The sequence below is a fragment of the Achromobacter xylosoxidans genome (assembly GCF_002192695.1).
GTDB lineage: Bacteria > Pseudomonadota > Gammaproteobacteria > Burkholderiales > Burkholderiaceae_B > Achromobacter > Achromobacter xylosoxidans_C.
The window spans coordinates 16,877-41,943 of the sequence record NZ_MTLG01000052.1; the positions used below are offsets into that span (position 1 = coordinate 16,877).

General features: G+C 64.2%; 25 protein-coding genes and 1 tRNA gene. 14 read left to right on the forward strand and 12 right to left on the reverse strand.

What is annotated here, in order from left to right:
* Positions 1–77: 77 nt before the first annotated feature.
* Positions 78–2,009 (reverse strand): tyrosine-type recombinase/integrase, encoded by a 1,932-nt coding sequence (locus BRO63_RS05065; RefSeq protein WP_088138693.1) that lies wholly within the window; start codon positions 2,007–2,009, stop codon positions 78–80.
* 226 nt (positions 2,010–2,235) lie between these two features.
* Positions 2,236–2,311: transfer RNA gene (locus BRO63_RS05070), tRNA-Gly, on the reverse strand.
* A gap of 229 nt (positions 2,312–2,540) precedes the next feature.
* Here BRO63_RS05070 and murB point away from each other — a divergent pair.
* Entirely contained in the window at positions 2,541–3,587 is a 1,047-nt protein-coding gene (gene murB / locus BRO63_RS05075; RefSeq protein ID WP_088138694.1) for a UDP-N-acetylmuramate dehydrogenase, read from the forward strand.
* A gap of 64 nt (positions 3,588–3,651) precedes the next feature.
* On the opposite strand, the gene dapB is transcribed toward murB, so the two are convergent.
* Together dapB and BRO63_RS05085 are read right to left on the reverse strand one after the other, a co-directional pair.
* The gene (dapB, locus tag BRO63_RS05080; protein ID WP_088138695.1) at positions 3,652–4,443 is read right to left on the reverse strand and encodes a 4-hydroxy-tetrahydrodipicolinate reductase; all 792 of its coding nucleotides are present in this window, start codon (positions 4,441–4,443) and stop codon (positions 3,652–3,654) included.
* A 15-nt stretch (positions 4,444–4,458) separates the two neighbouring features.
* Entirely contained in the window at positions 4,459–4,995 is a 537-nt protein-coding gene (locus BRO63_RS05085) for an outer membrane protein assembly factor BamE (RefSeq protein ID WP_088138696.1), read from the reverse strand.
* A 152-nt stretch (positions 4,996–5,147) separates the two neighbouring features.
* Between BRO63_RS05085 and fur the strand changes: the two genes are divergently transcribed.
* A complete protein-coding gene (gene fur / locus BRO63_RS05090) occupies positions 5,148–5,567 on the forward strand; it encodes a ferric iron uptake transcriptional regulator (RefSeq protein ID WP_043543731.1) in 420 nt (139 codons plus the stop codon).
* Positions 5,568–5,691: 124 nt separating this feature from the next.
* Here the strand turns inward: fur and recN are convergent, their stop codons facing one another.
* Entirely contained in the window at positions 5,692–7,347 is a 1,656-nt protein-coding gene (gene recN, locus BRO63_RS05095; RefSeq protein ID WP_088138697.1) for a DNA repair protein RecN, read from the reverse strand.
* A 13-nt stretch (positions 7,348–7,360) separates the two neighbouring features.
* On the reverse strand, positions 7,361–8,260 hold the full coding sequence (locus BRO63_RS05100) for an NAD kinase (protein WP_054450031.1): 900 nt from the start codon (positions 8,258–8,260) through the stop codon (positions 7,361–7,363).
* Positions 8,261–8,401: 141 nt separating this feature from the next.
* On the opposite strand from BRO63_RS05100, the gene hrcA reads away from it, so the two are divergent.
* The 7 genes from hrcA to dnaJ all read left to right on the forward strand — a co-directional run bounded on the left by hrcA (position 8,402) and on the right by dnaJ (position 15,243).
* Entirely contained in the window at positions 8,402–9,406 is a 1,005-nt protein-coding gene (hrcA, locus tag BRO63_RS05105; protein ID WP_088138698.1) for a heat-inducible transcriptional repressor HrcA, read from the forward strand.
* A 45-nt stretch (positions 9,407–9,451) separates the two neighbouring features.
* Positions 9,452–10,567, forward strand: coding sequence for a ferrochelatase (gene hemH / locus BRO63_RS05110; RefSeq protein WP_088138953.1), 1,116 nt, complete (start codon positions 9,452–9,454; stop codon positions 10,565–10,567).
* Complete coding sequence (locus BRO63_RS05115; protein ID WP_088138699.1) at positions 10,557–10,790, forward strand: hypothetical protein; 234 nt, start codon at positions 10,557–10,559, stop codon at positions 10,788–10,790. The genes hemH and BRO63_RS05115 overlap by 11 nt, the downstream gene beginning before the upstream one ends.
* 230 nt (positions 10,791–11,020) lie before the next feature.
* Positions 11,021–11,578, forward strand: coding sequence for a nucleotide exchange factor GrpE (gene grpE, locus BRO63_RS05120; protein WP_088138700.1), 558 nt, complete (start codon positions 11,021–11,023; stop codon positions 11,576–11,578).
* A 14-nt stretch (positions 11,579–11,592) separates the two neighbouring features.
* Positions 11,593–11,997 carry a thioredoxin family protein gene (locus tag BRO63_RS05125; protein WP_088138701.1) on the forward strand — a complete coding sequence of 135 codons (405 nt, stop codon included), beginning with the start codon at positions 11,593–11,595 and terminating at the stop codon, positions 11,995–11,997.
* Between the two features lie 80 nt (positions 11,998–12,077).
* Positions 12,078–14,003: a molecular chaperone DnaK gene (gene dnaK, locus BRO63_RS05130; RefSeq protein ID WP_088138702.1), complete on the forward strand. Its 1,926-nt coding sequence runs from the start codon at positions 12,078–12,080 to the stop codon at positions 14,001–14,003.
* Between the two features lie 109 nt (positions 14,004–14,112).
* Positions 14,113–15,243, forward strand: a complete 1,131-nt coding sequence (gene dnaJ / locus BRO63_RS05135; RefSeq protein ID WP_088138703.1) for a molecular chaperone DnaJ — start codon at positions 14,113–14,115, stop codon at positions 15,241–15,243.
* Between the two features lie 79 nt (positions 15,244–15,322).
* On the opposite strand, the gene BRO63_RS05140 is transcribed toward dnaJ, so the two are convergent.
* From BRO63_RS05140 to BRO63_RS05150, 3 genes are all read right to left on the reverse strand, one after another.
* Positions 15,323–15,619 (reverse strand): cupin domain-containing protein, encoded by a 297-nt coding sequence (locus tag BRO63_RS05140; protein ID WP_088138704.1) that lies wholly within the window; start codon positions 15,617–15,619, stop codon positions 15,323–15,325.
* A gap of 224 nt (positions 15,620–15,843) precedes the next feature.
* Entirely contained in the window at positions 15,844–16,233 is a 390-nt protein-coding gene (locus BRO63_RS05145; protein WP_088138705.1) for a DUF4148 domain-containing protein, read from the reverse strand.
* 283 nt (positions 16,234–16,516) lie between these two features.
* Positions 16,517–19,273: a M16 family metallopeptidase gene (locus tag BRO63_RS05150; protein ID WP_088138706.1), complete on the reverse strand. Its 2,757-nt coding sequence runs from the start codon at positions 19,271–19,273 to the stop codon at positions 16,517–16,519.
* A 121-nt stretch (positions 19,274–19,394) separates the two neighbouring features.
* Here BRO63_RS05150 and BRO63_RS05155 point away from each other — a divergent pair, with 121 nt between their 5' ends.
* The 3 genes from BRO63_RS05155 (at position 19,395) to BRO63_RS05165 (ending at position 21,309) form a co-directional block, all read left to right on the forward strand.
* On the forward strand, positions 19,395–19,994 hold the full coding sequence (locus BRO63_RS05155; protein ID WP_088138707.1) for a GNAT family N-acetyltransferase: 600 nt from the start codon (positions 19,395–19,397) through the stop codon (positions 19,992–19,994).
* Positions 19,995–20,256: 262 nt separating this feature from the next.
* A complete protein-coding gene (locus BRO63_RS05160; protein ID WP_088138708.1) occupies positions 20,257–20,634 on the forward strand; it encodes a hypothetical protein in 378 nt (125 codons plus the stop codon).
* Positions 20,635–20,751: 117 nt separating this feature from the next.
* A complete protein-coding gene (locus tag BRO63_RS05165; RefSeq protein WP_088138709.1) occupies positions 20,752–21,309 on the forward strand; it encodes a GNAT family N-acetyltransferase in 558 nt (185 codons plus the stop codon).
* A gap of 9 nt (positions 21,310–21,318) precedes the next feature.
* On the opposite strand, the gene BRO63_RS05170 is transcribed toward BRO63_RS05165, so the two are convergent.
* Together BRO63_RS05170 and BRO63_RS05175 are read right to left on the reverse strand one after the other, a co-directional pair.
* Positions 21,319–22,491 (reverse strand): vWA domain-containing protein, encoded by a 1,173-nt coding sequence (locus BRO63_RS05170; RefSeq protein WP_088138710.1) that lies wholly within the window; start codon positions 22,489–22,491, stop codon positions 21,319–21,321.
* Between the two features lie 28 nt (positions 22,492–22,519).
* On the reverse strand, positions 22,520–23,401 hold the full coding sequence (locus tag BRO63_RS05175; protein WP_088138711.1) for an AAA family ATPase: 882 nt from the start codon (positions 23,399–23,401) through the stop codon (positions 22,520–22,522).
* Positions 23,402–23,577: 176 nt separating this feature from the next.
* Here BRO63_RS05175 and BRO63_RS05180 point away from each other — a divergent pair, with 176 nt between their 5' ends.
* Both BRO63_RS05180 and BRO63_RS05185 read left to right on the forward strand, forming a co-directional pair.
* A complete protein-coding gene (locus tag BRO63_RS05180) occupies positions 23,578–23,931 on the forward strand; it encodes a c-type cytochrome (protein WP_088138712.1) in 354 nt (117 codons plus the stop codon).
* 12 nt (positions 23,932–23,943) lie between these two features.
* Positions 23,944–24,306 (forward strand): c-type cytochrome, encoded by a 363-nt coding sequence (locus tag BRO63_RS05185; protein ID WP_088138713.1) that lies wholly within the window; start codon positions 23,944–23,946, stop codon positions 24,304–24,306.
* 222 nt (positions 24,307–24,528) lie between these two features.
* Here the strand turns inward: BRO63_RS05185 and BRO63_RS05190 are convergent, their stop codons facing one another.
* Positions 24,529–24,954 carry a DUF1841 family protein gene (locus tag BRO63_RS05190; RefSeq protein ID WP_088138714.1) on the reverse strand — a complete coding sequence of 142 codons (426 nt, stop codon included), beginning with the start codon at positions 24,952–24,954 and terminating at the stop codon, positions 24,529–24,531.
* Positions 24,955–25,067 lie beyond the last annotated feature (113 nt).

Sequence of the window (25,067 nt, forward strand, 5' to 3'; positions counted from 1 at the left end):
CGCACCACAATCGCGTATTGTTCAGGCGCGCCCCTGGGGCATCTTGGCCCGCCCGGTGGCCGGGAAGTCGACGCTCATCACGGCGCTACTTCGGTTGCCGGGACACTGCTCGCCTGTTGTGGAGCGGTTTGCTGAACGGGCTGGCCGAATTGCGACCACTCGACTACATGGGGATCCTCGGCAGCCCCCCGCGGAATAATGGCGCATGCCACCTTTTTCACGTTGGCGGCGGTTACCAGGTTGATCGCCGCACGGTCACCCAATTCGGGATACGGGGTCGTAAGCAGCCGATACAACGTCCATGAGTCAAGGTATGGGCACATGCTCATGAGCATCTGCGTTAGCTTGTGCTTGAGCGGCGCGAGTTGCCAATCGGGAACACGCTGCCCCCGATTGCCCAAACTGATGGACAGCAGTTTGCCGGCCTTCAACTCGCGGTTGATCTGGTCTTTGGACTTCCCTGCCAGCTTGCCGAACAGCGGCACCGGCAGGCAGCTCGGCGACTCGTAGATGGCCAGCATCTCTTCGCGATCGCGCTGGATTGCGGACACTTCCGGTTCCGGGGGCTGCATGGGCGGTGGAGGCACCTGGGACAGCCTCTGCAACGTGATCCTGGCGTCATTCGGCGTCACGACGATGGGCGTGGCCGCCACAGGCGGCACGGCAACCTCCTGGGAAGTAGCGGGGATAGCGGCGGGCGCTTCCTCCTCTGCCATGGCAGGCACTCCTTCAATGTGGATGGTGAGATGCGCGCTGGCGGCTTCCACCTGGCCCTGTTCGAGCAGATCGAGGCGGTCGGCCCAGTCCTGCATCATCCGGCGGCGCGGCTCCACGTACTTGGCATGGTTGTATGCAGAACTCACCTTGTTCGGGTCGGAATGCGAAAGCTGCGCATCCACCCAAATCTTCGGGTAGCCGATCTCGTTGAGCGCCGTCGAGATGGTGCCGCGAATGCCGTGGCCGGTCAGGCGGCCCTCATAGCCCATGAGCTGCACGGCCTTGTTGAGGGTGTTCTCGCTGATGCGTTTCTTGAGTTCACTGCGATGCGACAGCAAGTACTTCTGCGCGGGTCGCATCACACCCAAGAGGTAGCGCACGATCTCGATGGCCTGCAGGGACAGGGGCACGATGTAGGGAGGCACGTCCTGCGGCCGCTTGCCAGCCTTGCGCATTTCGTCCTGGAGCTGCTTGACGACCTGCGGCGGAATGATCCACAGGCCCCGGTCAAGGTCGAACTGTTCGGGCTCGGCCAACCGCAGTTCGCCCGTGCGTACCCCGGTCAGGAACAGCAGCCGGACGCCAAGCTGGGTCTGCCAGCCGCGCGGGTTGTAGAGCCGGAGCTTCTGAAGGAACTCGGGCATCTCGGGCAGGTGGAGATAAGGATTGTGGGCCACCGGGGGCTTGGGTTCGGCCACCACGTCCAGGTCCGCGGCCGGGTTGACCTCCAGCCCCTCGGCGATGACCAGGGCATAGCGGAACATTTGGTTGAACCAGGTACGGACCTTCTCGGCGGTGGTGAACGCCTTGCGCTTCTCGATCGCCGCCAGGACGCCCAGGAGTTGGGGCCGGCGAATGTCGTAGATAGACATCTTCCCCAGGGTGGGTAGCACGTCCTTGTTGAAGATACGCAGGATCTGCGAAAGCGTACTTTGGCGGCCTTCCTTGAGTTCCTTACGGCGATGCTCGACCCAGGCATCGAAGACATTCTTGAAGGTGTATTCGCCGGCCAGCTTGGCCGCATGCCGACGCTGATCGCGTTCGATTTGGGGATCGATTCCCCTGGCGAGCAGGGCCTGGGCCTTGTCCCGCTCGGTACGGGCCTCGCGCAGGCTGAGGGCGGGATAGCCGCCCAGGGCCATGCGCTTTTGTTTGCCCAGCCAGGAGTAGCGGAACATCCAAGACTTGCCGCCTGCGGCAGAGACCATCAGGCTCAGGCAGTCGTTATCGTAGAGGGTGTAGCGTTTGCCGGTGGTCTTGGCCTGCCGGACGATCAGATCAGAGAGTGCCATTTCGAGGCTCCTAAGTGATGACTTAGGCCCTATGCTCGCCATGGTTCCCGCTCAGCCCCAGCAACTATCCGGAATCCGCCTCACCCATATTCCTGTGCCTAGATTGGCGCCTGAAAAAGGCTGGCTGCGGGTGGATTTCCGTGGCGCTCGCTGGAATGAAAAAAGGGGCCGAAGCCCCTCTTTTCAACGACTTACAGACGTCAGTAGAAGTCTGTAGATCATAACTTGGAGCGGGAGACGAGTCTCGAACTCGCGACCTCAACCTTGGCAAGGTTGCGCTCTACCAACTGAGCTACTCCCGCATGGGTTCTGCACATGAAACAGCCAGAACCTGTTTTCTTATTCACTCTGATCAACTTGGTTATCGATCAGAAGGCGCGCATTCTACATGATTTTTTTGAGCTTGTCTTGGCCTGGATTTATTTGGGTCTGTTCACTGCAAGCAGTTTGCGAACAAAGCCTGAAATTCAGGGCAAGCACTCAATCAAGTAATATGAGCGAAGACAGAAACTATAGCAATCCGCAGCACTCATGTCAAATTCTCGCGTCCAAGTCCATCCGTCCCCCGCCTTGTCGCCCGTCAGCCAGGATCTCACCGGGCTGAATACGCTGGGCCTGGCGTCGCGGGCCGGGGCCTTCGTGACCCTGGAGGATGCGGCGCAGTTGCCGGCGTTGTCGCAGTTGGCGCGCGCGGCGTCCTCTCTGCTGGTACTGGGCGGCGGCAGCAATCTGGTGTTGCCGCGCCAGGTGGAGGGGCTGGTGGCGCGGGTCGCGTTCAAGGGCGTGCGCCTGCTGGAGGCCCGGCCCGATGCCTGGCTGGTCGAGGCGGCGGGCGGCGAGGCCTGGCACGGCTTTGTCGAAACCTGCGTGAACCAGGGCTGGGACGGGTTGGAAAACCTGGCGCTGATACCCGGCACGGTGGGCGCGGCGCCGGTGCAGAACATCGGCGCCTACGGCGTCGAACTGCAGGAGCGTTTCGACAGCCTGACCGCCTGGGACGTGTGCGCAGGCCGCCTGGTCGAAATGAGCGCGGCCGATTGCCGCTTTTCCTATCGCGACAGCGTGTTCAAGCACGATGAGCCGGGACGGTGGGTCATCGTGAGCGTGCGTTTTGCCTTGCCCCGGCCCTGGCGGCCCGTGCTCGGCTACCCCGACCTGCAACGTCACGCCCGGCTGGCGGCCGGGGAGCCGCGCGCCCGCGATATCTTCGATGCGGTGTGCGAGATCCGCCGCGCCAAGCTGCCCGATCCGGCGGTGACGGGCAACGCAGGCAGTTTTTTCAAGAACCCCATCGTGTCGGCGCAAGTGCGGGACGGGCTGCTGGCCCGTTTTCCCGGCCTGGTGTCCTACGCCCAGCCGGATGGCGGCTACAAGCTCGCGGCCGGCTGGCTGATCGACCAGTGCGGCTGGAAGGGCCGCTCGCTGGGGGCCGCGGGCGTGCACGAGCGCCAGGCCCTGGTATTGGTCAACCGCGGCGGGGCCACGGCAGCCGACATCATGGACTTGGCGCATGCCATCCAGGGCGCGGTGTCCGAGCGTTACGGCGTGCGGCTCGAGCCGGAACCCGTGGTGGTGTAAGGCTGTTTCGGCCCGGCAATAGAAAAGGACCCCGCAGGGTCCTTTTTTCTTGCCGCCGAGGGCTTCAGAGGCCCAGCACGGACTGCATGTCGTACAGGCCGTTGTGCTTGCCTTCCAGGAAGCGGGCGGCGCGCAGGGCGCCTTCCGCGTAGGTGGCGCGGCTGGCCGAGCGGTGCGTGATCTCGATGCGTTCGCCGGTGCCGCAGAAGGACACGGTGTGGTCGCCCACGATGTCGCCGCCGCGCAGCACGGAGAAGCCGATGGTGCCGGGTTTGCGCACGCCGGTGTCGCCGTGGCGGCTCCAGGTGGCGACGTCCGGCAGCGCCACGTTCCAGGCCGAGGCGATGGTTTCGCCCATTTTCAGCGCGGTGCCCGAGGGCGCGTCGACCTTGTTGCGGTGGTGCGCTTCGAACACTTCGACGTCGTAGCCGGAGTTCAGGATGCGCGCGGCCATGTCCAGCAGCTTGAGCGTGGCGTTGACGCCCACGCTCATGTTGGGCGCGAAGACGATGCCGATCTTCTGGGCGGCGACTTCGATCGCGGCGCGGCCGTTATCGTCGAAACCGGTGGTGCCGATGACGGCGTTCACGCCATGCTTGACGCAAGCCTGCAGGTGTTCGAGCGTGCCTTCGGGGCGGGTGAAGTCGATCAGGCAGTCGGCCTGGGCCAGGGCGTCGAGATCGGCGGTGATGGCCACGCCCGTCTGCTTGCCCAACGGCGCACCCGCGTCCTGGCCCAGCGCGGCCGATTCCTGGCGGTCCAGCGCCACGGCCAGCTGCAGGCCAGGTGCGTTCAGGACGGCTTCGATCAGCATCTGGCCCATACGGCCGCTGGCGCCGGCAATTGCAATACGCATAGATAGTCCTTGGTGTTACCTGAGCGGCTCGGGGGCGTTGCCGGGCTGGCCAGGATACTGGTTGAGGGGGCTGGCCGGAGCGGCGGAGTCGCGCTTGAGCTGGTCTGCCTCTTCCTTCTGGCGAGCCTCGTCTTCCGTGAGGCGCTTTTCCGCCTTTTCGTCGGCGACGGCGTTGGGCGTGTTGATCTGGTAGGGCTGCAGGTCAGGCTGCTTGTCGCCTTCCCAGCGGGTCAGCCGGTCGTTTTCGAACCAGACGGTGAATTTGCGTTCCTGGGCGTCGCCGTAGCCGGGCTTGAAGTAGTAGGGGTAGTCCCAGCGGTTGGCGTGCAGCACGCTGGTCAGCGTCGGGCTGCCCAGGGCGAAGCGCACCTGTTCGCGCGTCATGCCGGGCTGCAGCAGGGCGACCTGTTCCTGGGTGATCCAGTTTCCTTGCTGGACGCCGGCCTTGTAGGGGAAGCCCCACTTGTCCCCCGAGCATCCGGCCAGGGCGACGGCCAGGGCGGCCACCATCAGGCCGGTCTTCAGCGAGCGGGAGGGAATTCGTGCAATCATGGACACTACGCGCCCCTATTATTTGGAAGCAGACAAAACCGTTATCATAAAGGTTTCATAAGGATAGTTCCGCGTGGCGGCATGATTTCGGTGAGCCGGCTCGCGGTGAACCTATCCTGCCCATGCCAACGCGGACGGAGAGCGATTACACCATGAGCGACCAAAGCGAACTGAAGAACATGGGTTTGAAGGCGACGTTCCCTCGCCTGAAAATTCTTGATATTTTCCGGAAATCGGATCAACGGCACCTGAGCGCGGAAGACGTCTATCGCGCCCTGATCGGCGAAAACGTCGAAATCGGGCTGGCGACGGTCTACCGAGTCCTGACCCAGTTCGAACAGGCCGGCATCCTTGCCCGCAGCCAGTTCGACAGCGGCAAGGCGGTGTTCGAGCTCAACGACGGCGATCACCACGATCACCTGATCTGCACGAATTGCGGCAAGGTCGTCGAGTTTTCGGACCCCGAGATCGAAAAGCGCCAGCAAAAGATTGCCAAGGACAACTCCTTCGCGTTGGAAAGCCACGCCATGGTGTTGTACGGCATCTGCGGCAGTTGCATGAAGGGCCGCTGATCCGGGCCTGCGGACTGCCCACGGCTACGCTCGCGGCGGGCAAGTGAGATCCAAATCCCCTTCCGGTTGAAGGGGATTTTTTTATGGCGGGAATCGGCCCTTTTTCTGCCGGCGGGCCGGCAGTTCAGTCTTGGCCGAAGCCCGCCAGCATTTCGCGGGCGTGTTCGCGGGTGGTGGCGGTGAGCTTGATGCCGCCCAGCATGCGCGCGATTTCCTCGACGCGGGCGGAGGCGTCCAGCTCTTCGATGCTGGAGCGGGTGACGCCCCGAGATTCGGCCTTGCTGACCAGGAACTGGTTGTTGGCGCAGGCGGCGACCTGGGGCAGGTGGGTCACGCACAGCACCTGATGGCGTTCGCCGAGCTCGCGCAGCAGCTTGCCGACGGCCTCGGCCACCGCGCCGCCCACGCCGCTGTCGACTTCGTCGAAGATCAGGGTGGGCACGCGCGCGGCGCGGCTGGCGATGACGGACAGCGCCAGCGAAATCCGCGACAGTTCGCCGCCCGAGGCCACCTTGGCCAGCGGACGCGGCGTGGTGCCGGCATGGCCGGCCACCAGGAATTCGACCTGCTCGTTGCCATGCGCGGAGGGCACCGATTCGGCCAGCGTGGGCTCGAATTTGCCGCCTTGCATGGCCAGCGTCTGCATGGCCTGCGTGACCTGCTTGCCCAGGTCCTTGGCGACCTTGCGGCGCGCAGTCGTCAGCTTGGCGGCGGTGGCGTCGTACTGCGCCTGTGCGGCCTGCGTCTGGGCGCGCAGGGCATCGATGTCGCCCGCGGCTTGCAGCGCCTTGAGCTGCGCATGCAGCGTGTCGCGCAGCTCGCAAAGCGCGTCGGGCTCGACACGGAATTTGCGGGCGGTTTCGAACACCAGGCCCAGGCGCGCTTCGACCGTCACGAGCCGCTGCGGATCGAGATCGACGCGGCTGACGTAGTTGTTCAGGTCCGACACGGCTTCGCTCACCGCGATACGGGCGGATTCCAGTTCGTCGTAGACGCCTTGCAGGCCGGGATCATGGCGCAGCATCTGCTGGATGCGGTGGTTGGCGGACGTGAGCCGGTGGTGGGCGGAGTCGCCCTCGCCGTCCAGGGCTTCGAGGATCTGCGTGGCGCCATCCAGCAGGGATTGCGAATGCGACAGGCGCGTGTGCTCGGACTGCAGCGCATCCCATTCGTCGGGGCCGAGATTCAGGTGATCGAGTTCGTCGACCTGCCATTGCAGGCGATCCCGTTCGGTGGCCAGGCTGGCGGCGTCCTTTTCGGCGGATTCCAGCTGGCGCGCCAGCGCGCGCCATTGCTTCCAGGCCTGGCCGACCGCGTTGCGCAGTTCGCCATGGCCGCCGTGGGCGTCCAGCAGGTCGCGCTGGGCGTCGGCGCGCATCAGGCTTTGGTGGGCGTGCTGGCCATGGATGTCGACCAGGCTGTCGCCCAGTTCGCGCAATTGCGCCACGGTGGCCGGCGTGCCGTTGATGTAGGCCCGGCTGCGGCCCTGGGCGTCGATGACGCGGCGCAAGGACAGTTCCGTGTCGGCGTCGATCTCGCGCTCTTGCAGCCAGGCGATCAGGCCCTTGGGAGTATCGAAGACCGCGGTGATGTCGGCGCGCGGCGCGCCTTCGCGCAGCATGCTGGCGTCGCCGCGTTCGCCCAGCGCGAGCGCCAGCGCGTCCACCAGTATGGATTTTCCCGCGCCGGTTTCGCCGGAGAATACGGTGAAGCCGGGGCCGAAATGGATCTCGGTCTGTTCGACGATGACGAAGTCGCGGATATGCAGGGTGCGCAGCATGTCGGGGCGCTTACTACTCTACGTTGTCGGAGGCTTCGGGCATCAGGTTCCAGTGCAGCTTGCGGCGCAGGGTGGAGAAGAAACTGTAGCCTTCGGGGTGCACGAAGCGGATGGTATAGGGTGCGCGCTGCACGACGATGCGGTCGCCCGGCTGCAGGTCGGACCAGGTCTGCATGTCGAAATGCACGCTGGCGCCGACCTCCACGCGGCCCATGGCCGTGAGCGTCATGTTCAGCACGCCGCTGTCGGGAATGACGATGGGGCGGTTGGATAGCGTCTGCGGCGCCACGGGCACCAGCACCATGGCGTTCATGCCCGGATGCAGGATGGGACCGTTGGCCGACAGCGCGTACGCGGTCGAGCCCGTGGGCGTGGCGATGATCAGGCCGTCGGCGCGCTGCGTGTACATGAAGGCGCCGTCCAGTTCCACCCGCACTTCGATCATGCCGCCGCGTCCCGCGCGGTTCAGCACCACGTCGTTCAGGGCGGATGCGGAATACATCTTCTGGTCGCCGCGCCACACGCTGCCTTCCAGCAGCATGCGTTCCTCGATCTGGAAGCTGCCTTCGAGCACGCGCGCCAGGGCGCCGTGCGCGTCCTGCAGCGCGATGTCGGTGATGAAACCGAGGCGCCCGTGGTTGATGCCGACCAGCGGCATGCCATAGGGAGCGAGGTGGCGGCTTGCGCCCAGCACGGTGCCGTCGCCGCCCATGACCACGGCCAGCGACGCGGTCTTGCCGATTTCCTCGAGCGTGGCGACGGGGTATTCGGTCAGCCCGGTATTGCGCGCCGTGTCCGCATCGATGAGCACCTGCCGGCCCGCTTGCGTCAGCGCATGGGCGAGCGCTCTCAGCGGTGTGTCCAGGCCGGTGTCCTGGTATCTGCCGATCAGGGCTACGGTAGGAAAATGCATGGCTGCTTGCGTATCAAAAAAGGCCGGACCAGAAGCCGAAACCTGCCCGGAATGGGCGGTTTAGCCGATTATATGGGGCCGCATATGTGCTTGCGGGACAAAAATCGCCTCAATTGAAAAAGATTCCCTAAAATACTTGTTATGGATGACCGCGCACGCGCACTACTGAAAGCGTTGATCGAACGCTATATCGCCGATGGGCAGCCAGTCGGCTCGCGGACGCTATCGAAAGTATTCGACTTGTCCCCGGCCACGATCCGCAATGTCATGGCGGATCTCGAAGAACTGGGACTGATCCACAGCCCGCACACCTCCGCCGGCCGCGTGCCCACGCCGCGGGGCTACCGCATGTTCGTCGATTCGCTGCTGGCGGTGCAGTCCTACCAGCTCGAGCCCCACAACATGGGCGAGATGCTTGCAGCCGCCGAACCCACGCGCGCGGTCAACGCCGCGGCGGCCTTGCTGTCCAACCTGACCCAGTTCGCGGGGGTGGTGCTGACGCCCAAGCGCGCCCAGGTGTTCCGCCAGATCGAATTCATCCGCCTGTCCGACAAGCGCGTGCTGCTCATCATCGTCACGCCCGACGGCGATGTTCAAAACCGCATCCTTTTCGTCCAGCGCGACTACGCCGAGGCGGAATTGCTGGAAGCCGGCAATTTCTTCAACATGCATTTCGCCGGCAAGTCCTTCAATGCCGTGCGGCAGACGCTGTCGACCGAGCTGGCGCAACTGCGCGAAGACATCTCGCGGCTGATGCAGGCCGCGGTCGAAGCCAGCGCGGAAGCCGCCGAGGACGGCGACGCCATGGTCATCTCCGGAGAGCGCAAGCTGCTGGACGTGACCGACATCGCCTCCGACATGGACCGCCTGCGCAAGATGTTCTCGCTGTTCGAGAAAAAGACCGATCTGCTGCAGTTGCTGGACGTGTCCACCCGCGCCCAGGGCGTGCAGATCTACATCGGCGGCGATTCGCAGCTGGTGCCGATGGAAGAAGTCTCGGTCATCACCGCGCCTTACGGCGTGGACGGCAAGGTCGTGGGCACGCTGGGCGTGATCGGTCCCACGCGCATGGCCTACGAACGCGTCATTCCCATCGTGGATATCACGGCGCGCTTGCTGTCCAACGCCCTCAGCCACAACCAGTAGGTCCATCCAAAGCTACGTCCTCCTCGCGGAGGAAGGGGAGTGTTTGTGTTTCTTCGCCTGTTCAAGTACCTGTGGCCTGAGCGCTATCTGCCGGAACCCGAGCAGGATGACCCCTTCGACGAAGACCCCGCGCCGCGCGGACCGGGCAAGGTCGGCGTGCTGCTGGTGAACCTGGGCACCCCGGACACGCCGGGCAAGCAGGACATACGCAAGTACCTGGGCGAGTTCCTGTCCGACCCGCGCGTGATCGAGATTCCGCGCTATCTGTGGAAGCCCATCCTGCATTGCCTGGTCTTGACCATGCGGCCCAAGAAACTGGAGCCGCGCTACGCCGGCGTCTGGATGAAGGAAGGTTCGCCGCTGATGGTGTACAGCCAGCGCCAGGCCGACGGCGTGCGCGCCGCCCTGGCCGAGGCCGGGATCGATGCCCTGGTGGAGCTTGGCATGCGCTACGGCAACCCCTCGATTCCGGACGCCATCTCGCGCCTGCGCCGGCAGGGCTGCGAGCGCATCCTGACCGTCCCGCTCTATCCCCAGTACGCCGCCAGCACCACCGCCACGGTGGTGGACGCGGTCACGCGCCATGCCGGCCGCCTGCGCGATCAGCCCGAACTGCGCTTCATCAAGCGCTTCCACGAAGAGCCGGACTACCTGGACGCGCTGGCCGGCCGCATCGAGCGCCACTGGCAGGAACACGGCAAGCCGCAGAAGCTGGTCATGAGCTTCCATGGCCTGCCGCGCTATTCGATCGAGCTGGGCGATCCCTACTACCGCGATTGCATGGACACGGCGCGCCTGCTGTCCCAGCGCCTGTCGCTGCCGCGTGAGCAGATCGAGGTGACCTTCCAGAGCCGCTTCGGCACTGCCCGTTGGCTGGAGCCCTATACCGAGCCCACCCTGAAGGCGCTGGCCGCGGCCGGCGTGACCGAGGTCGATGTGGTGTGTCCGGGTTTTGTGGCAGACTGTCTGGAAACCCTGGAAGAGATCAGCCTGGAGTGCCGCGACGCCTTTATCGGGGCCGGCGGCAAGCGTTTTCGCTACATCCCGGCGATCAACGACGATCCGGCCTGGATCGCGGGGCTGGCCGACCTGGTGGCACGCCACTTGCAGGGATGGCCCACGCAAATCACGGACTTGAAGGAGAAGGCGCATGCACCATGATCCCAAGACTGGAAAGATCGTCAAAAAGGGGCAGGTCAGCACCCCCGTGGACGAAGATCAGGTGGAACACGAACTGGACGAGGCCTTGGCCGAGACCTTTCCCGCCAGCGATCCCATTGCAATCAGCCCCGAGCCCGACGAAGACCGGGACGTGGATCGCGCCCTGAAGGACAGTTTTCCCGCCAGCGATCCTGCCGCACCCGCGCAACCGCACAAGAAGTAGTTTGCCGCGGCAGGCGTCCGCCATTTGCAGGATGGCAGGGGAAAATGCTGAATCTATGCTTGCAGTCTGATATTTGACGGCAATTGGCAGAGATTGGGCGAATTTTTGATTACATTCCGCCTGCCTCCGCTACCCAGCGCCGTCAGGGAATATTTGCTTTCCCGGGCTTGAAATAGGGGTATTGGCCCCCATTCATGTCTGCGAAAGCCATACTTTTTGGAGGATTCCCCATGACGGCACCCAACGAGCCTGTAGATCAGACGCCCGAAGTCGGCCGGAACGCCGATGCGGCCTCCGCCGCCGAGGACGCCGTGCAGGCCGAGCTGAACGAGTTGCGCGCCCAGCTGGACGCCGCCCAGGCCACCGTCAATGAGCAGCAGGACCAGCTTCTGCGCATACGGGCCGAAGCCGAGAACGTGCGCCGCCGCGCCCAGGAAGACGTGTCCAAGGCGCGCAAGTTCGGCATCGAGTCGTTCGCCGAAAGCCTGGTTCCGGTCAAGGACAGCCTGGAAGCCGCCCTGGCCCAGCCTGACCAGACCGTTGAAACGCTGCGCGAAGGCGTCGAAGTGACGCTCAAGCAATTGACGGCCGGCTTCGAGCGCAATCTGCTCAAGGAAATCGCGCCGGCGCAGGGCGACAAGTTCGACCCGCATCAGCATCAGGCCATTTCGTCCATCCCCGCCGAGCAGCCCGCCAATACCGTGGTCCAGCTGCTGCAGAAGGGCTATGCCATCGCCGACCGGACCCTGCGTCCGGCGCTGGTGGTGGTGTCCGCAGGCCAGGGCTGAACCGGCCGCAAGCCATGACGGATCCCCGGTTCGACCCCGCCCAGGTATTCCAGGCGTTCGACATGCGGCATGTCGACACCGAGGGATTCGACGCGGCGGTGGTGCAGGCGCCGGGGACGGATCTGCGCTGCGTGTTCCTGTGGGGACAGGATTGCTATAACTGCAATATTTTCAAGCAGACCGCCTTGCTGCATCGGGACGCGCTGCTGGAACTGGGCCTGACCTGGTTCGAAGCCGACGTCTACGCGGACGAGGCGCTGGGAAGGCGCTTTGCCCTGCATGGCGTCCCCACTTTTGTGCTGTATCGGGCGGGCAAGCGGCTGGGCCGCATCACGGGCTGGCCCGGCTTGCCGCAGTTCACCGGGGCCATCCGCCGTTTGCAGGAACCGGTTGTAGAAAATTCCGGCCCGGCGTCTTGAAAAACCCTGCGGGCAGCCCCAGTTATGTGGGGACAAGAAGTTTCTCCCTATTTTCATAGATTCAATCAAGGTAACCGACCATGAGCAAGATTATTGGCATTGACCTGGGCACGACCAACAGCTGCGTGGCTGTCATGGACGGCGGGCAGGTCAAAATCATTGAAAACGCGGAAGGCGCTCGCACCACTCCCTCCATCGTCGCCTACATGGACGATGGCGAAACCCTGGTCGGCGCGCCGGCCAAACGCCAGGCCGTGACCAATCCGCGCAACACCCTGTACGCGGTGAAGCGCCTGATCGGCCGCAAGTTCGAAGAAAAGGCTGTGCAAAAGGACATCAACCTGATGCCCTATGCCATCGTCAAGGCCGACAACGGCGACGCCTGGGTGGAAGTGCGCGGCAAGAAGATGGCGCCTCCCCAAGTGTCGGCCGACGTGCTGCGCAAGATGAAGAAGACCGCCGAGGACTACCTGGGCGAGGAAGTGACCGAGGCCGTCATCACTGTGCCCGCCTACTTCAACGACAGCCAGCGCCAGGCCACCAAGGACGCCGGCCGCATCGCCGGCCTGGAAGTCAAGCGCATCATCAACGAACCCACCGCTGCCGCGCTGGCGTTCGGCCTGGACAAGACCGAAAAGGGCGACCGCAAGATCGCCGTCTATGACCTGGGCGGCGGCACGTTCGACGTGTCCATCATCGAAATCGCCGACGTGGACGGCGAAAAGCAGTTCGAAGTGCTGTCGACCAACGGCGACACCTTCTTGGGCGGCGAAGACTTCGACCAGCGCATCATCGACTACATCATTGCCGAGTTCAAGAAAGAACAAGGCGTGGATCTGTCCAAGGACGTGCTGGCCCTGCAGCGCCTGAAGGAAGCCGCTGAAAAGGCCAAGATCGAACTGTCCTCGACGCAGCAGACCGAAATCAACCTGCCGTACATCACGGCGGACGCCTCGGGTCCGAAGCACCTGAACCTGAAGATCACGCGCGCCAAGCTGGAAGCGCTGGTCGAAGAACTGATCGAACGCACGATCGAGCCCTGCCGCGTGGCCATCAAGGACGCCGGCGTGAAGGTTTCCGACATCGACGACGTGATCCTGGTCGGCGGCATGACCCGCATGCCCAAGGTCCAGGAAAAGGTGAAGGAATTCTTCGGCAAGGATCCGCGCAAGGACGTGAACCCCGATGAAGCCGTCGCCGCTGGCGCCGCCATCCAGGGCTCCGTGCTGTCGGGCGACCGCAAGGACGTGCTGCTGCTGGACGTCACCCCCCTGTCCCTGGGCATCGAAACCCTGGGCGGCGTGATGACCAAGATGATCCAGAAGAACACGACCATCCCGACCCGGTTCTCGCAGACCTTCTCGACCGCTGACGACAACCAGCCGGCCGTGACGATCAAGGTGTTCCAGGGCGAGCGCGAAATCGCCGCGGGCAACAAGGCCCTGGGCGAGTTCAATCTCGAAGGGATCCCGCCGTCGCCCCGCGGCATGCCGCAGATCGAAGTCACGTTCGACATCGACGCCAACGGCATCCTGCACGTGTCCGCCAAGGACAAGGGCACCGGCAAGGAAAACAAGATCACCATCAAGGCCAACTCGGGTCTGTCGGAAGACGAGATCCAGCGCATGGTCAAGGATGCCGAGGCCAACGCCGAGGAAGATCACCGCGTCGCCGAGCTGGCCCAGTCGCGCAACCAGGCCGATGCGCTGGTGCATGCCACCCGCAAGTCGCTGACCGAGTACGGCGATAAGCTCGAGGCCTCCGAAAAGGAAGGTATCGAAGCCGCCATCAAGGAACTGGAAGATACGCTGAAGGAAGGCGACAAGGCCGCGATCGACGCCAAGGTGGAAGCCCTGTCGACGGTTTCGCAGAAGCTGGGCGAAAAGATGTACGCCGACATGCAGGCGCAGCAAGCCGCCGGCCAGCAGCAAGCGGCCGACAACGCGAAGCCGGTGGACGACAATGTCGTCGACGCCGACTTCAAGGAAGTCAAGCGCGACCAATAATGGCCGGGCGCTGACCTGCCTCTGCCGCCCGGTAGCCGGAGAAATCCGCCTACCGGGCGTACTCATTCTGTAGCACTGAAAAGAAGGCTCGTTTTCGAGCCCACGGATCATGGCAAAACGTGACTATTACGAAGTCTTGGGCGTTGCGAAGAACGCCTCGGATGACGACCTCAAGAAGGCCTATCGAAAGCTGGCCATGAAGTACCATCCGGATCGCAATCCGGACAGCAAAGAAGCCGAAGAGAAGTTCAAGGAAGCCAAGGAAGCCTACGAGGTCCTGGGTGACGATCAGAAGCGCGCCGCCTACGACCGCTATGGGCATGCGGGCGTGGATCCCAATTCCGCCGGCATGGGCGGTGGCATGGGCGGCGGTTTTGCCGACGCCTTCGGCGACATCTTCGGCGAAATCTTCGGCGGCGGCGGCGGCGGTGGCCGCCGTGGCGGCGGCCCGCAGGTCTACCGCGGCGCCGACCTGAAGTACGCGCTGGAAATCACGCTGGAGCAGGCCGCAGCCGGCTTCGACACCGAGATCCGCGTGCCCAGCTGGGAAAACTGCGACACCTGCCATGGCTCCGGCGCCAAGGTCGGCACCTCGCCCAAGACCTGCCGCACCTGCGGCGGCTCGGGCGCTGTGCGCATGCAGCAGGGTTTCTTCAGCGTGCAGCAGACCTGCCCGACCTGCCATGGCAACGGCAAGGAAATCACCGATCCCTGCCCCGCTTGCGATGGCGTGGGCCGCATCCGTCGCAACAAGACGCTGCAGGTCAAGATTCCGGCCGGCATCGACGACGGCATGCGCATCCGCTCCAGCGGCAACGGCGAACCGGGCATCAACGGCGGCCCTCCGGGCGACCTGTATGTGGAAATCCACATCAAGCAGCACAAGATCTTCCAGCGCGACGGCGACGACCTGCACTGCGAACTGACCATCCCGTTCACCTCGGCGGCGTTGGGCGGCGAGCTCCAGGTGCCGACGCTGGGCGGCAAGGCCGAGATCTCGATCCCCGAAGGCACGCAGTCCGGCAAGACCTTCCGCCTGCGCGGCAAGGGCATCCGCGGCGTGCGCGGCAGCTACCCGGGCGATCTGTACTGCCATGTGGTGGTGGAAACGCCGGTGCGCCTGAGCGACGACCAGAAGAACATCCTGCGCCAGTTCGAGGCTTCGCTGAACGACGGCGGCGACCGCCATTCGCCGCAAAGCAAGTCCTGGACCGACCGGGTGAAGGAATTCTTCAGCTGAATCGGCTGAAGAAACGAGAAAACCGCGACAAGTTTGTCGCGGTTTTTTTATGCCTCCTGACGCGCCCGGGCTGGAATTCCTATACGTCGATGATGACCAGGGTACCGTGGCTGCCTGGCAGGACCGCGTGCGGAACGCCGGCCTGTGCCAAATACATCTGCCCGGCCTCGACGACGACCTCCGCTCCTTCGACGAACAGGCGCATCAGGCCGTTGATGACCAGCAGCGCTTCGTTATAGTCGTGAGTCTCACTGTCGTAGGATTGGCCATCCATGCGCAGGATCTTGATCCTTGCAGGTCCGACTTGACCGGCTACAACTGACTTCCATGCAGCGGGCAGGTCATCGGCGATGGCTTTGAAATCAATCGGCGACATAGGCTCCTCGCAGAAACGGCTAGAGTATTCGTGCCGCACAGTATGTCATCCCATTGTCCGGGAATGCGAAAAGACCGCGGCTTACGCCGCGGTCCCAGGTGCTGCTACTGCTATATCAACTTCAACTTCTACTTCTACTGCTACATCGACCGCCGCTGTCGCCGATAAAAAACCGGCCTCAAACCATGATGCCGTCCGAGGCCGGCCGGGCCACAGCAAGCAGCTCACCGGGTGATCGGCGGGTACTCGAGTTCGCCGAACGTGTATTGGCCGCTGGCCTTGGCTTGCGCCAGTTCCTGCTGGACATCAGCGCGCGTCTTGGCGCTGGCGGGGGCGGACACGGCCGCCGGGTATTCCAGTTCACCGAAGGTGTACTGGCCGCTGATCTTGGCTTGTTGCAGCTGGGCTTGCACTTCCTGCGAGCTCAGGCTGGTGGTCTGGGGCAGGGCGGGCGGATAGTCCAGCTCGCCGAAGGTGTACTGGCCGCTGGCCTTGGCTTGCTGCAGTTCGGTCGCGACCTGGGCGCTGCTCTTGGCTTGTTCCACGCCGGCGGCTTGGGCGCCAACGCCAACCAGGGCCAGGGATAGCAGCAGGGTGGTGGTTAGGGTTTTCATGGTAGACCTCCAATTCGTCTTGGTTGGGGACCGAATCCGGCGGCCCTCCGTCGTGGTTCGTTGTGTGTTCCCGATGACTGAATTGTGCTCGTTATCCCACCTGGGATAAACCCGTATTCCTTGAAAACATCTTTCCAAATAATCGAGTAATCACGTTCGCTTTTATGATTTCATCCATTTTTGGCATAGTCGGGGGATGTTCTGGTGAATTTTGGTGAGCTGACCAGCGCCGGAAAGCCAAAAAAAGCCCCGCCGCAGCGGGGCTTGAGCGAGGCGGGCTTGGTCAGGGCGCCGGCTTCTTCTTGAAGTCGCCGGCAACCGCGGTGCTGAAACCGTCCGCGCGCAGATACTTGCGCAAAGCCGCATTGACCGAGTCGGCCGTCAGCGCGGAGATCTTCTTGTCCATGTCGGCGGACCAGGCGAACGTGCGGCCGCGCTGCATGTAGTCCAGCCAGGTGCTGGCCAGGACGTCGTCCTGGGCGCGGGCCAGGTTGCGGTAGTTCAGCAAGGCCGTGATGCCGTCCGAGATTTCCTTGTCCGTGAAGCCGTCCTTCAGTACGCGCGCCAGTTCTTCGCCGATGGCCTTTTCCAGGCGCTCGCGGTTTTGCGGCGCGTAGATGGCGTACATGGTCCAGCTGGCGGAGGGCTCGAACGACGAGACCGCCAGCGAGCTGCGCACGTTGTAAGACAGGCCGTCGGTTTCGCGCACGCGGTTCCACAGGCGCGAGGTTTCGGAGGCGCCGAACAGGTAGTTGGCCAGGTACAGCGCGGCGTAGTCCGCGTCCGTGTCCTGCAGCTTCAGCGGCATGCGCGAGATGTAGAACGCATTGGCCTTGTCCGGCGTGTCGATGTCGAACTGTTTGGCGGGAATGTCACGGTACGGGTTGGGCACGCGGGTGTAGGCGGGCGCCTTCTTCCAGCCGGCCAGTCCGGTCTTGAGCGCGTTCTCGACGGCTGCGGGCTCGAAATCGCCGACCGCCGAGTACTCGATGTTGCCGGCGCCGTAGAACTTGGAATGGAACTTGACCAGGGCGTCGCGATTCAGGGCGCGCACGCCAGCCAGCGATTCCTCGAAGGTCGGCACGTAGCGCAGGTCATTGGCGGGCCACGGGTTGTCCTGGCGGGCCAGCGCGCGTCCGGCCAGCGCCGAGGGTTCGGTCATGGCGTTCTGGATCGAGGTTTCGAGCTGGCGCTGGTATTCCTCGAGTTGTTCCTTGGGGAAATTGGCGTTGCGCACGATGTCCAGCGCCAGGGCGGTGAGTTCGGGCAGGTTTTCGCCTTTGGTCGACATGGCGATCTTGAGCGTGGTGCCGCCGCCGCTGAAGCCGAGTTCGGCCTGCAGCTTGTCCAGGCGGTCCTGGATGTCCTGGCGCGACAGCTTGGCCGTGCCGCGGGTCAGCAGGTCGGCCACGGCGCTGGAATTCACGCGCTGGCCGAGCAGGTCTTTTTCATTGCCGAACTGGATCAGCATCTGCGCCTGCACCCGGTTGCCGCGCGTGGCCTTGGGCAGCAGCGCCAACTGCACGGGGCCGTTGGGCAGATCCAGCTTCTTGCGTTGCGTCAGCTTGTCGATGTTCTCGGGCGTGGGATCGAAGGCCGAGGCAGCCTTGAAGTCCGGATCGCCCTTGTAGTCCTTGAATACGGCGGTCAGGTCCACGCGTTGCTCCTGCGGCGCGCGCACGGGCTTCTCGGTGGGGATGTAGCGCCCTTCGATGCTGTTGCTTTGGACCAGGTAGGTGGTCGCGGCGCGCTGCACTTCGGCCAGCGTGGCCTTGCGGGCACGGTCACGCTGCAGGAAGAACAAACGCCAGTCGCCGGCGGCGATGGCCTCGGACAGCGCCACGCCGACTTGTTCAGGATCGCTGTAGGTCTGCTCCCAGGCGGTCAGCCATTTGCTGCGGGCGCGATCCAGCTCCTGCTGGGTGAACGGCTTCTTGGCCAGGGACTCCAGCGTGCCGGTCAGCGCCTTCATGGCGGCGTCCAGGCTCTTGCCCGGCGTCAGTTGGGCGGCGAACATCGCCAGGCCCGGGTCCAGGTTTTCCATGGTGAAGCCGAACACGCCCGAGGCCAGCTTGGTCGGGACCAGCGCGTGGTAGAGACGGCCCGAGGGCGTGTCGGCCAGGATGGTGGCAGCCAGGTCCAGCGGCACGAAGTCGGCGCTGCCGGCGGCGGGGATGTGGTACATGGCCGCCACCAGCGGCGTGCCGCCCGTGCGGCGCAGGGTCACGGAACGTTCGCCGTCCTGCGCCGGTTCAACCGTGTATTCGGGCGGGAGCTTGCGCTCGGGCTTGGGCAGCTTGCCCAGCGTTTCCTCGATGTCGGTCAGGGTCGCCTGCGGGTCGAACTTGCCCGCCACGATCAGCACGGCGTTATCGGGCTGGTAGTACTCGTGATAGAAGGCGCGCAACTGGCCGATGTCCACGTTCTCGACGTCGGAGCGGGCGCCGATGGTGTTCTTGCCGTAGCTGTGCCACTGGAAGGCCGCGGACTGCATCTTCTGCATCAGGATGCGGAAGGGGCTGTTCTCGCCGCTTTCCATTTCGTTGCGGACCACGGTCATTTCCGAATCCAGGTCTTCCTTGGCGATCAAGGAATTGACCATGGCATCGGCCTGCCAGCCCAGGTACCACTTGAGGGTCTCGGGGTTGGCGGCGAAGCTGGCGAAATAGTTGGTGCGGTCGCTGGAGGTCGAGCCGTTGGCCTGCAGGCCGCGGCGCGAGAACTCGCCCATGGCGTTGCGGGTGGTGGATGTGCCCTTGAACAGCATGTGCTCCAGCAGGTGCGCCATGCCCGTCTGGCCGTAGTTCTCGTTGCGCGAGCCCACCAGGTAGGTCATGTTGACGGTGGTGGACGGCTTGGATTCGTCGGGAACCAGCAGCACTCTCAGGCCGTTGGCCAGGCGGTATTCGGTGATGCCTTCAATCGAGGCGGCCTCCGAGACGCCCGCCGGCAGGCTGGCGGCGCCGGCCTGAAAGGCCAGGAAGGAGGAAAACAGCAGCACGCTCAGCGGGCGCGGCAGCTTCGACAGGGACAGGCGCATGGCAGACAATTCCTTTGGCATGGCAGAATCCGTTGGAGTGTATACGTTGGCAATGGTTCAGGGGCGTGGGGCGGTGTTCGCCGCGGCGCGCGGCCCGGGACCGCAAGCAAGGAAGTCCGCCATGTCTTTATCCCTGGAAGTCGAAACGCCCCGCCTGGTGCTGCGCCAATGGCGCGCCGCCGACCGTGAACCTTTCGCGGCGCTGAACCAGGATCCCCGCGTCACCGAGTACCTGCTGCCGCTGAACGCACAGGAAAGCGATGCGCTCGCCGACAGGCTGGCTGCCGGCATCGACGAGCACGGTTGGGGCTTCTGGGCCGTGGAAGCGCCGGGCGTGGCGCCTTTCATCGGTTTTGTCGGCATCAAGCCGCTGGCGCCCACCCTGCCGTTCGCGCCAGGCGTGGAGATAGGCTGGCGCCTGGCGCAGCGGCACTGGGGCAAGGGCTACGCCAGCGAAGCGGCCGAAGCAGCCTTGCGCGCGGGGTTCGAACAAGTCGGGCTGGACCAGATCGTGGCCTTCACGGCCACGGGCAATCTGCGCTCGCGCGCGGTGATGGACCGCTTGGGCATGAGGCTGGAGCCAGAAGGCTTCGACCATCCCGCCGTCCCGCCGGGGCATCCGCTATGCCGGCATGTGCTGTACCGGATCGGGCGCCAGGACTGGCGCGCGCGAGAAAATGGTGACGCAGATGCAGGCGCCACGCCGGTTGCGGCGGCATAAGGGTCCGAGAGCGCCGTCCAGGCACGATGCTGCGTCGCAATATGACCAAACGGCGGGCTGATTTGAGCCCTCCGGGCTTGCGGGTGTAAGCTTTTCAGCACGCAGTACCTAGTTGCAGACCCAGTTGCAGACGGGATGCGCGACAGCCCGCCCACAGGTTTCCCGTCCAACGCCAGACGCCGCTTCGTGCGCGGCGCCGGTGCTTGTCGTTCGCGCCTTCGCCGCCGGCATCGTGCCGGCGCATTTACCGGAGGAACGACCCATGCTGACCGAGATCGTCACGCGTGCCTTGTCCCAATTGACCGGCAGCTCCTTGAGCGGCGACGGGATCAAAGGACAGTTTCAGTACGCCTATGCCAGCGATGACGGCCAATTCGTGGCCATACTGACCCATGACATGACCACCTACGTGGTGGACTTGAGCACACAACGTTATTTTGCGGAGTGCGGAGGCTCGCCCCGGGGCTTTGCCGGGCATGTGCTGGAAATGGAAGGCGCCGCGGCGCGCAGCCATCCCTGGCCAGCCGCCAACGATCTGTTCGATCTGGACATGGATGCGGATGAGCTTGCATGGCGCAGTTGCCCCGGCCTGCGCCGCGAGCCGCCCGCCGCCCGATCAGCGGAGAGCCGCGCCGCCTGAGAGTGGCCAGAAGCGGCAACATCCCATATTGAACCGGCGGCTCCGCCGGTTTTTTTTGCCAGTGACGGGCGCGAATCCAATAGCCGCAAGGCCGCGCGGCTCGCTACAATTTGCGCCATGATTACGCACGCCGAAACCCGCGCGCCGGATGGCGCAACCCTGGTCGATTGCACGCATGAGCGCCATGCCGACCAGATACTGGCCATATTCAACGACGCCATCGCCAATTCCACCGCGCTGTACGACTACAAGCCGCGGCCACGCGAGGCGATGCAGGGTTGGTTCCAGGCCAAGCAGCAGGGCGGTTTTCCGGTGCTGGGGTACGAGAACGCAGCCGGCGAGCTGATGGCCTTCGCCAGCTACGGCACCTTCCGCGCCTGGCCTGCCTTCAAGTATTCGGTGGAGCATTCCGTGTATGTGGACGGACGCTTTCGCGGACTGGGCTTGGGCGAGGCGCTGATGCGCGAGCTGATCCAGCGGGCGCGCGCCAATCAGGTGCACGTGCTGGTCGGCGGCATCGACGCAAGCAACCAGGGCAGCATCCGCCTGCACGAGAAACTGGGCTTCAGGCACGCGGGCACCATCCGCGAGGCAGGCTTCAAGTTCGGGCGCTGGCTGGATCTGGCGTTCTATCAGCTGACGCTGGATACGCCTGAAAAGCCGGTCGACGGGTGACCGGCAATCCTACTTCGATAGCACCCGCATGGCCTGTTCCAGGCCGGCGACCGTCACGGGGTACATGCGGCCCTGCATGATGTCGCGCATCAGCGCGATGGACTGGCGGTATTGCCAGGATGCGGTGGGCTCGGGGTTGAGCCAGACCGATTTCGGCCAGGCGTCCAGCAGGCGGCGCATCCATTCGGCGCCAGGCTCTTTGTTGTAGTGCTCGACGGAGCCGCCCGGCTGCAGGATTTCGTAGGGGCTCATGGTGGCGTCGCCGACGATGATCAGGCGCCAATCCGGGTTGTACTTGCGCAGCACGTCCCAGGTGTCGAAGCGTTCATTCTGGCGCCGGCGGTTGCTTTGCCACAGGCTTTCGTACGGGCAGTTGTGGAAGTAGTAGACCTCCAGGTTGCGGAATTCGCTGCGCGCCGCCGAAAACAGTTCTTCGACGCGTCCGATGTGGTCGTCCATGCTGCCGCCCACGTCCAGCAGCATCAGCACCTTGACGGTGTTGTGGCGCTCGGGGACCATGCGCAGGTCCAGGTGACCGGCATTGCGCGCGGTGCTGGCGATGGTGTCGTCCAGGTCCAGTTCCATTTCGGCGCCTTGCCTTGCGAAGCGCCGCAGGCGGCGCAGCGCCACCTTGAAGTTGCGCGTGCCCAGCTCGACCTGGTCGTCGTAGTCCTTGAACTGGCGCATGTCCCAGACCTTGACCGCGCTGCGGTTGCCGGCCGAGTTACCGCCCACGCGTATGCCCTCGGGGTGGTAGCCGCCATTGCCGAAAGGCGAAGAGCCGCCAGTGCCGATCCATTTGCTGCCGCCGGCATGGCGTTCCTTCTGTTCTTCCAGGCGCTCCTTGAAGAGCTCCATCAGCTTGTCCCAGCCGTGCTTCTCGATCGCGGCCTTTTCTTCCGGGCTCAGGCTTTTTTCGAACTGCTTGATGAGCCAGTCCAGCGGGATTTCCTTGCCTGGCGGCAAGGCGGCCGCGATGCCCTTGTAGTAGGCGCCGAAAGCCTTGTCGTAGCGGTCGTAGAGCGCCTCGTCCTTGACCAGCGTGGCGCGCGCCAGGAAGTAGAACTCGTCCAGCGTGGGCGCCATGAGGTCCTGGCGCAGGGCGTCCACCAGGGTCAGGTATTCCTTGACCGAGACGGGGAGCTTGTGCGCCCTGAGGTGGTAGAAGAAGTCGATCAGCATGGGCGGGCCGCTGGTGGGTGATGGCGGATCAGCGGCGCTGGCCGCCGCGCGTCATGGCCGCCAGGCGTTCCAGCAGGTGCACGTCCTGCTCGTTCTTGAGCAGCGCGCCGGCCATCAGCGGCACGGCCGTGGCCGTGTGCGCGTCGATCTCGGCGGCGGTCGAGCCTTCGGCCAGCAGCAGGCGCAGCCAGTCCAGCAGTTCGGAGGTGGACGGCTTTTTCTTCAGGCCCGGCGCGTCGCGCAGCGCGAAGAAGGTATCCAGCGCGGCACGCAGCACCTCCTGCTTCAGATGCGGATAGTGCACGGCCACGATGTCGCGCATGGTCTCGCGGTCGGGGAAGCGGATGTAGTGGAAGAAGCAGCGGCGCAGGAACGCGTCGGGCAGGTCCTTTTCGTTGTTGGACGTGATGATGACCAGCGGACGATGCCGCGCCGAGATGGTCTCGCGCGTTTCGTACACGTGGAATTCCATGCGGTCCAGTTCACGCAGCAGGTCGTTGGGGAATTCGATGTCGGCCTTGTCGATCTCATCGATCAGCAACACCACCGGCTCGGCCGACTGGAAGGCCTGCCACAGCGTGCCCTGCACGATGTAGTTGCGGATGTCGCGGACCTTTTCGTCGCCCAGCTGCGAGTCGCGCAGGCGCGACACCGCGTCGTATTCGTACAGGCCCTGATGGGCCTTGGTAGTGGACTTGATGTGCCACTGCAGCAGCGGCCGCCCCAGCGCCCGCGCCACTTCCTCGGCCAGCATGGTCTTGCCGGTGCCGGGTTCGCCCTTGATCAGCAGCGGGCGCTGCAAGGTGAGGGCGGCGTTGACGGCGAGTTTCAGGTCATCGGTGGCGACATAGTTGTCGGTCCCGTCGAAGCGGTCTGGCGAGGCGGAAGTAGCGGACTGGGCTGCGGACATGGTCTGATGGCTTCTGAGATTTGACGGTGATCAATACCATAGTGGAGGTATTAATCCTGAGCAATTATCGTACAATCAGGCGGTTTTGCTTTGGGTTCGACCCGCAACGTGTTTGCCGAGGGCCTTTTCGTGTGAGCAGGCCCTAGTCCTTAGCCATACCAAGAAGAGCCATTCCAATGAAGTTGCGAACCTCTCTGAAGTACACGGTATCCGTGTTGGCCGCGTTGGCATCCTGTGCGATCGCCGGCCAGTCTGTTGCTGCTGACGCAGCAGTGGTCGGTAATGTCCAGAACGCCCGCGACAAGGTTTCCATGTGCATCGGTTGCCACGGCATCGAAGGCTACAAGGCAACGTTTCCCGAGCTGTACCACGTGCCGATGATTGCTGGGCAGAATGCCAAGTACATCGAAACCGCCCTCAACGAGTACAAGAAAGGCGCGCGCAGCCATCCCACGATGGACGCCATCGCCGGCAGCCTGTCCGACCAGGACATCGCCGATCTGGCCGCGTACTACTCGAATCTCAAGTAAGGGGGCAAACACATGAATCGCTACATGCTTGCCCTTGCGGGCGCGACCCTGGCCATGACGGGCGTTGCCGCCCAGGCGCAGGACCTGGCGGCCGGCAAGGCCGTCTTCGACAAATTCAACTGCGCGTCCTGCCACGGCGCGGACGCCAAGACGGCCGTGGATCCGGCCTATCCGACCCTGGCTGGCCAGCACGCGGACTACCTGGTCCACGCCCTGAAGGCCTACAAGCGCGGCGCCTCCGGCAGCGCAGCCACGGCCAACGTGCGCAAGAACCCCATCATGGGCGCGTTCGCGACCCAGTTGTCCGACCAGGACATCTCCAATGTGGCGGCCTGGCTGGCTGCGCAGCCCAGCGACCTGGGCGTGCGTAGGTAAGCCGTCTGAATCGGTCCCGGAAACAAGAAAGCCCTCGGAGTTCGAGGGCTTTTTTTCCGCCGGGCCGCCCCAAGGAAAAAAGGCCCCCTCGGGGGGGCAGCAAGCCGAAGGCGCAGCGTGGGGGCTTTTTTTTCCGCCGGGCCGCCCCAAGGGAAAAAGGCCCCCTCGGGGGGCAGCAAGCCGAAGGCGCAGCGTGGGGGGCTTTTTAGGCGGGCGCCAAGTTCAGCGGCTGGCGCGCTGGCGGATCAGGTCGATATACGTGTCGCTGTCCAGCGGCGTGCCCAGGCGCTGCGCTTCCCAGACCACCTGGCCCAGGCATTCCATGATTTCATGCGCGGCCTGGTGCGCGTCGCCGCGCGCCACCAGCTGCTGGTAGGCCTGCCGGATTCCCGGCGGATGGTCGATGGACAGCTGCTCTGCAATGGCCAGGTGCATGGACAGGTGCAGAAAGGGGTTGGTGCGGCCCTTTTCCACCGAGTATTCGGCCGTCATGGCCTCGGGGTTTTCCAGGTCGCCGTGGTACTCGGGATGTTCGATGATCCAGTCCAGCGCGATGGCCTCGAGCGGCGTCAGCACGTCGGAAGCGCGGTGTTTGCGCCAGGTTTCGATAAAGAATTCGCGGACTTGGTCGCGGGAGGGATTGAACATCTGAGGGGGCGGAAAACGGGCTGGTGATGCATTATTTTACCGCCGCGCGCGGGCCGTCAGGCCCGCCAGCCCCTTTGCGATATAGAATTGGTTGCTATCGGCCATCCAGTGCG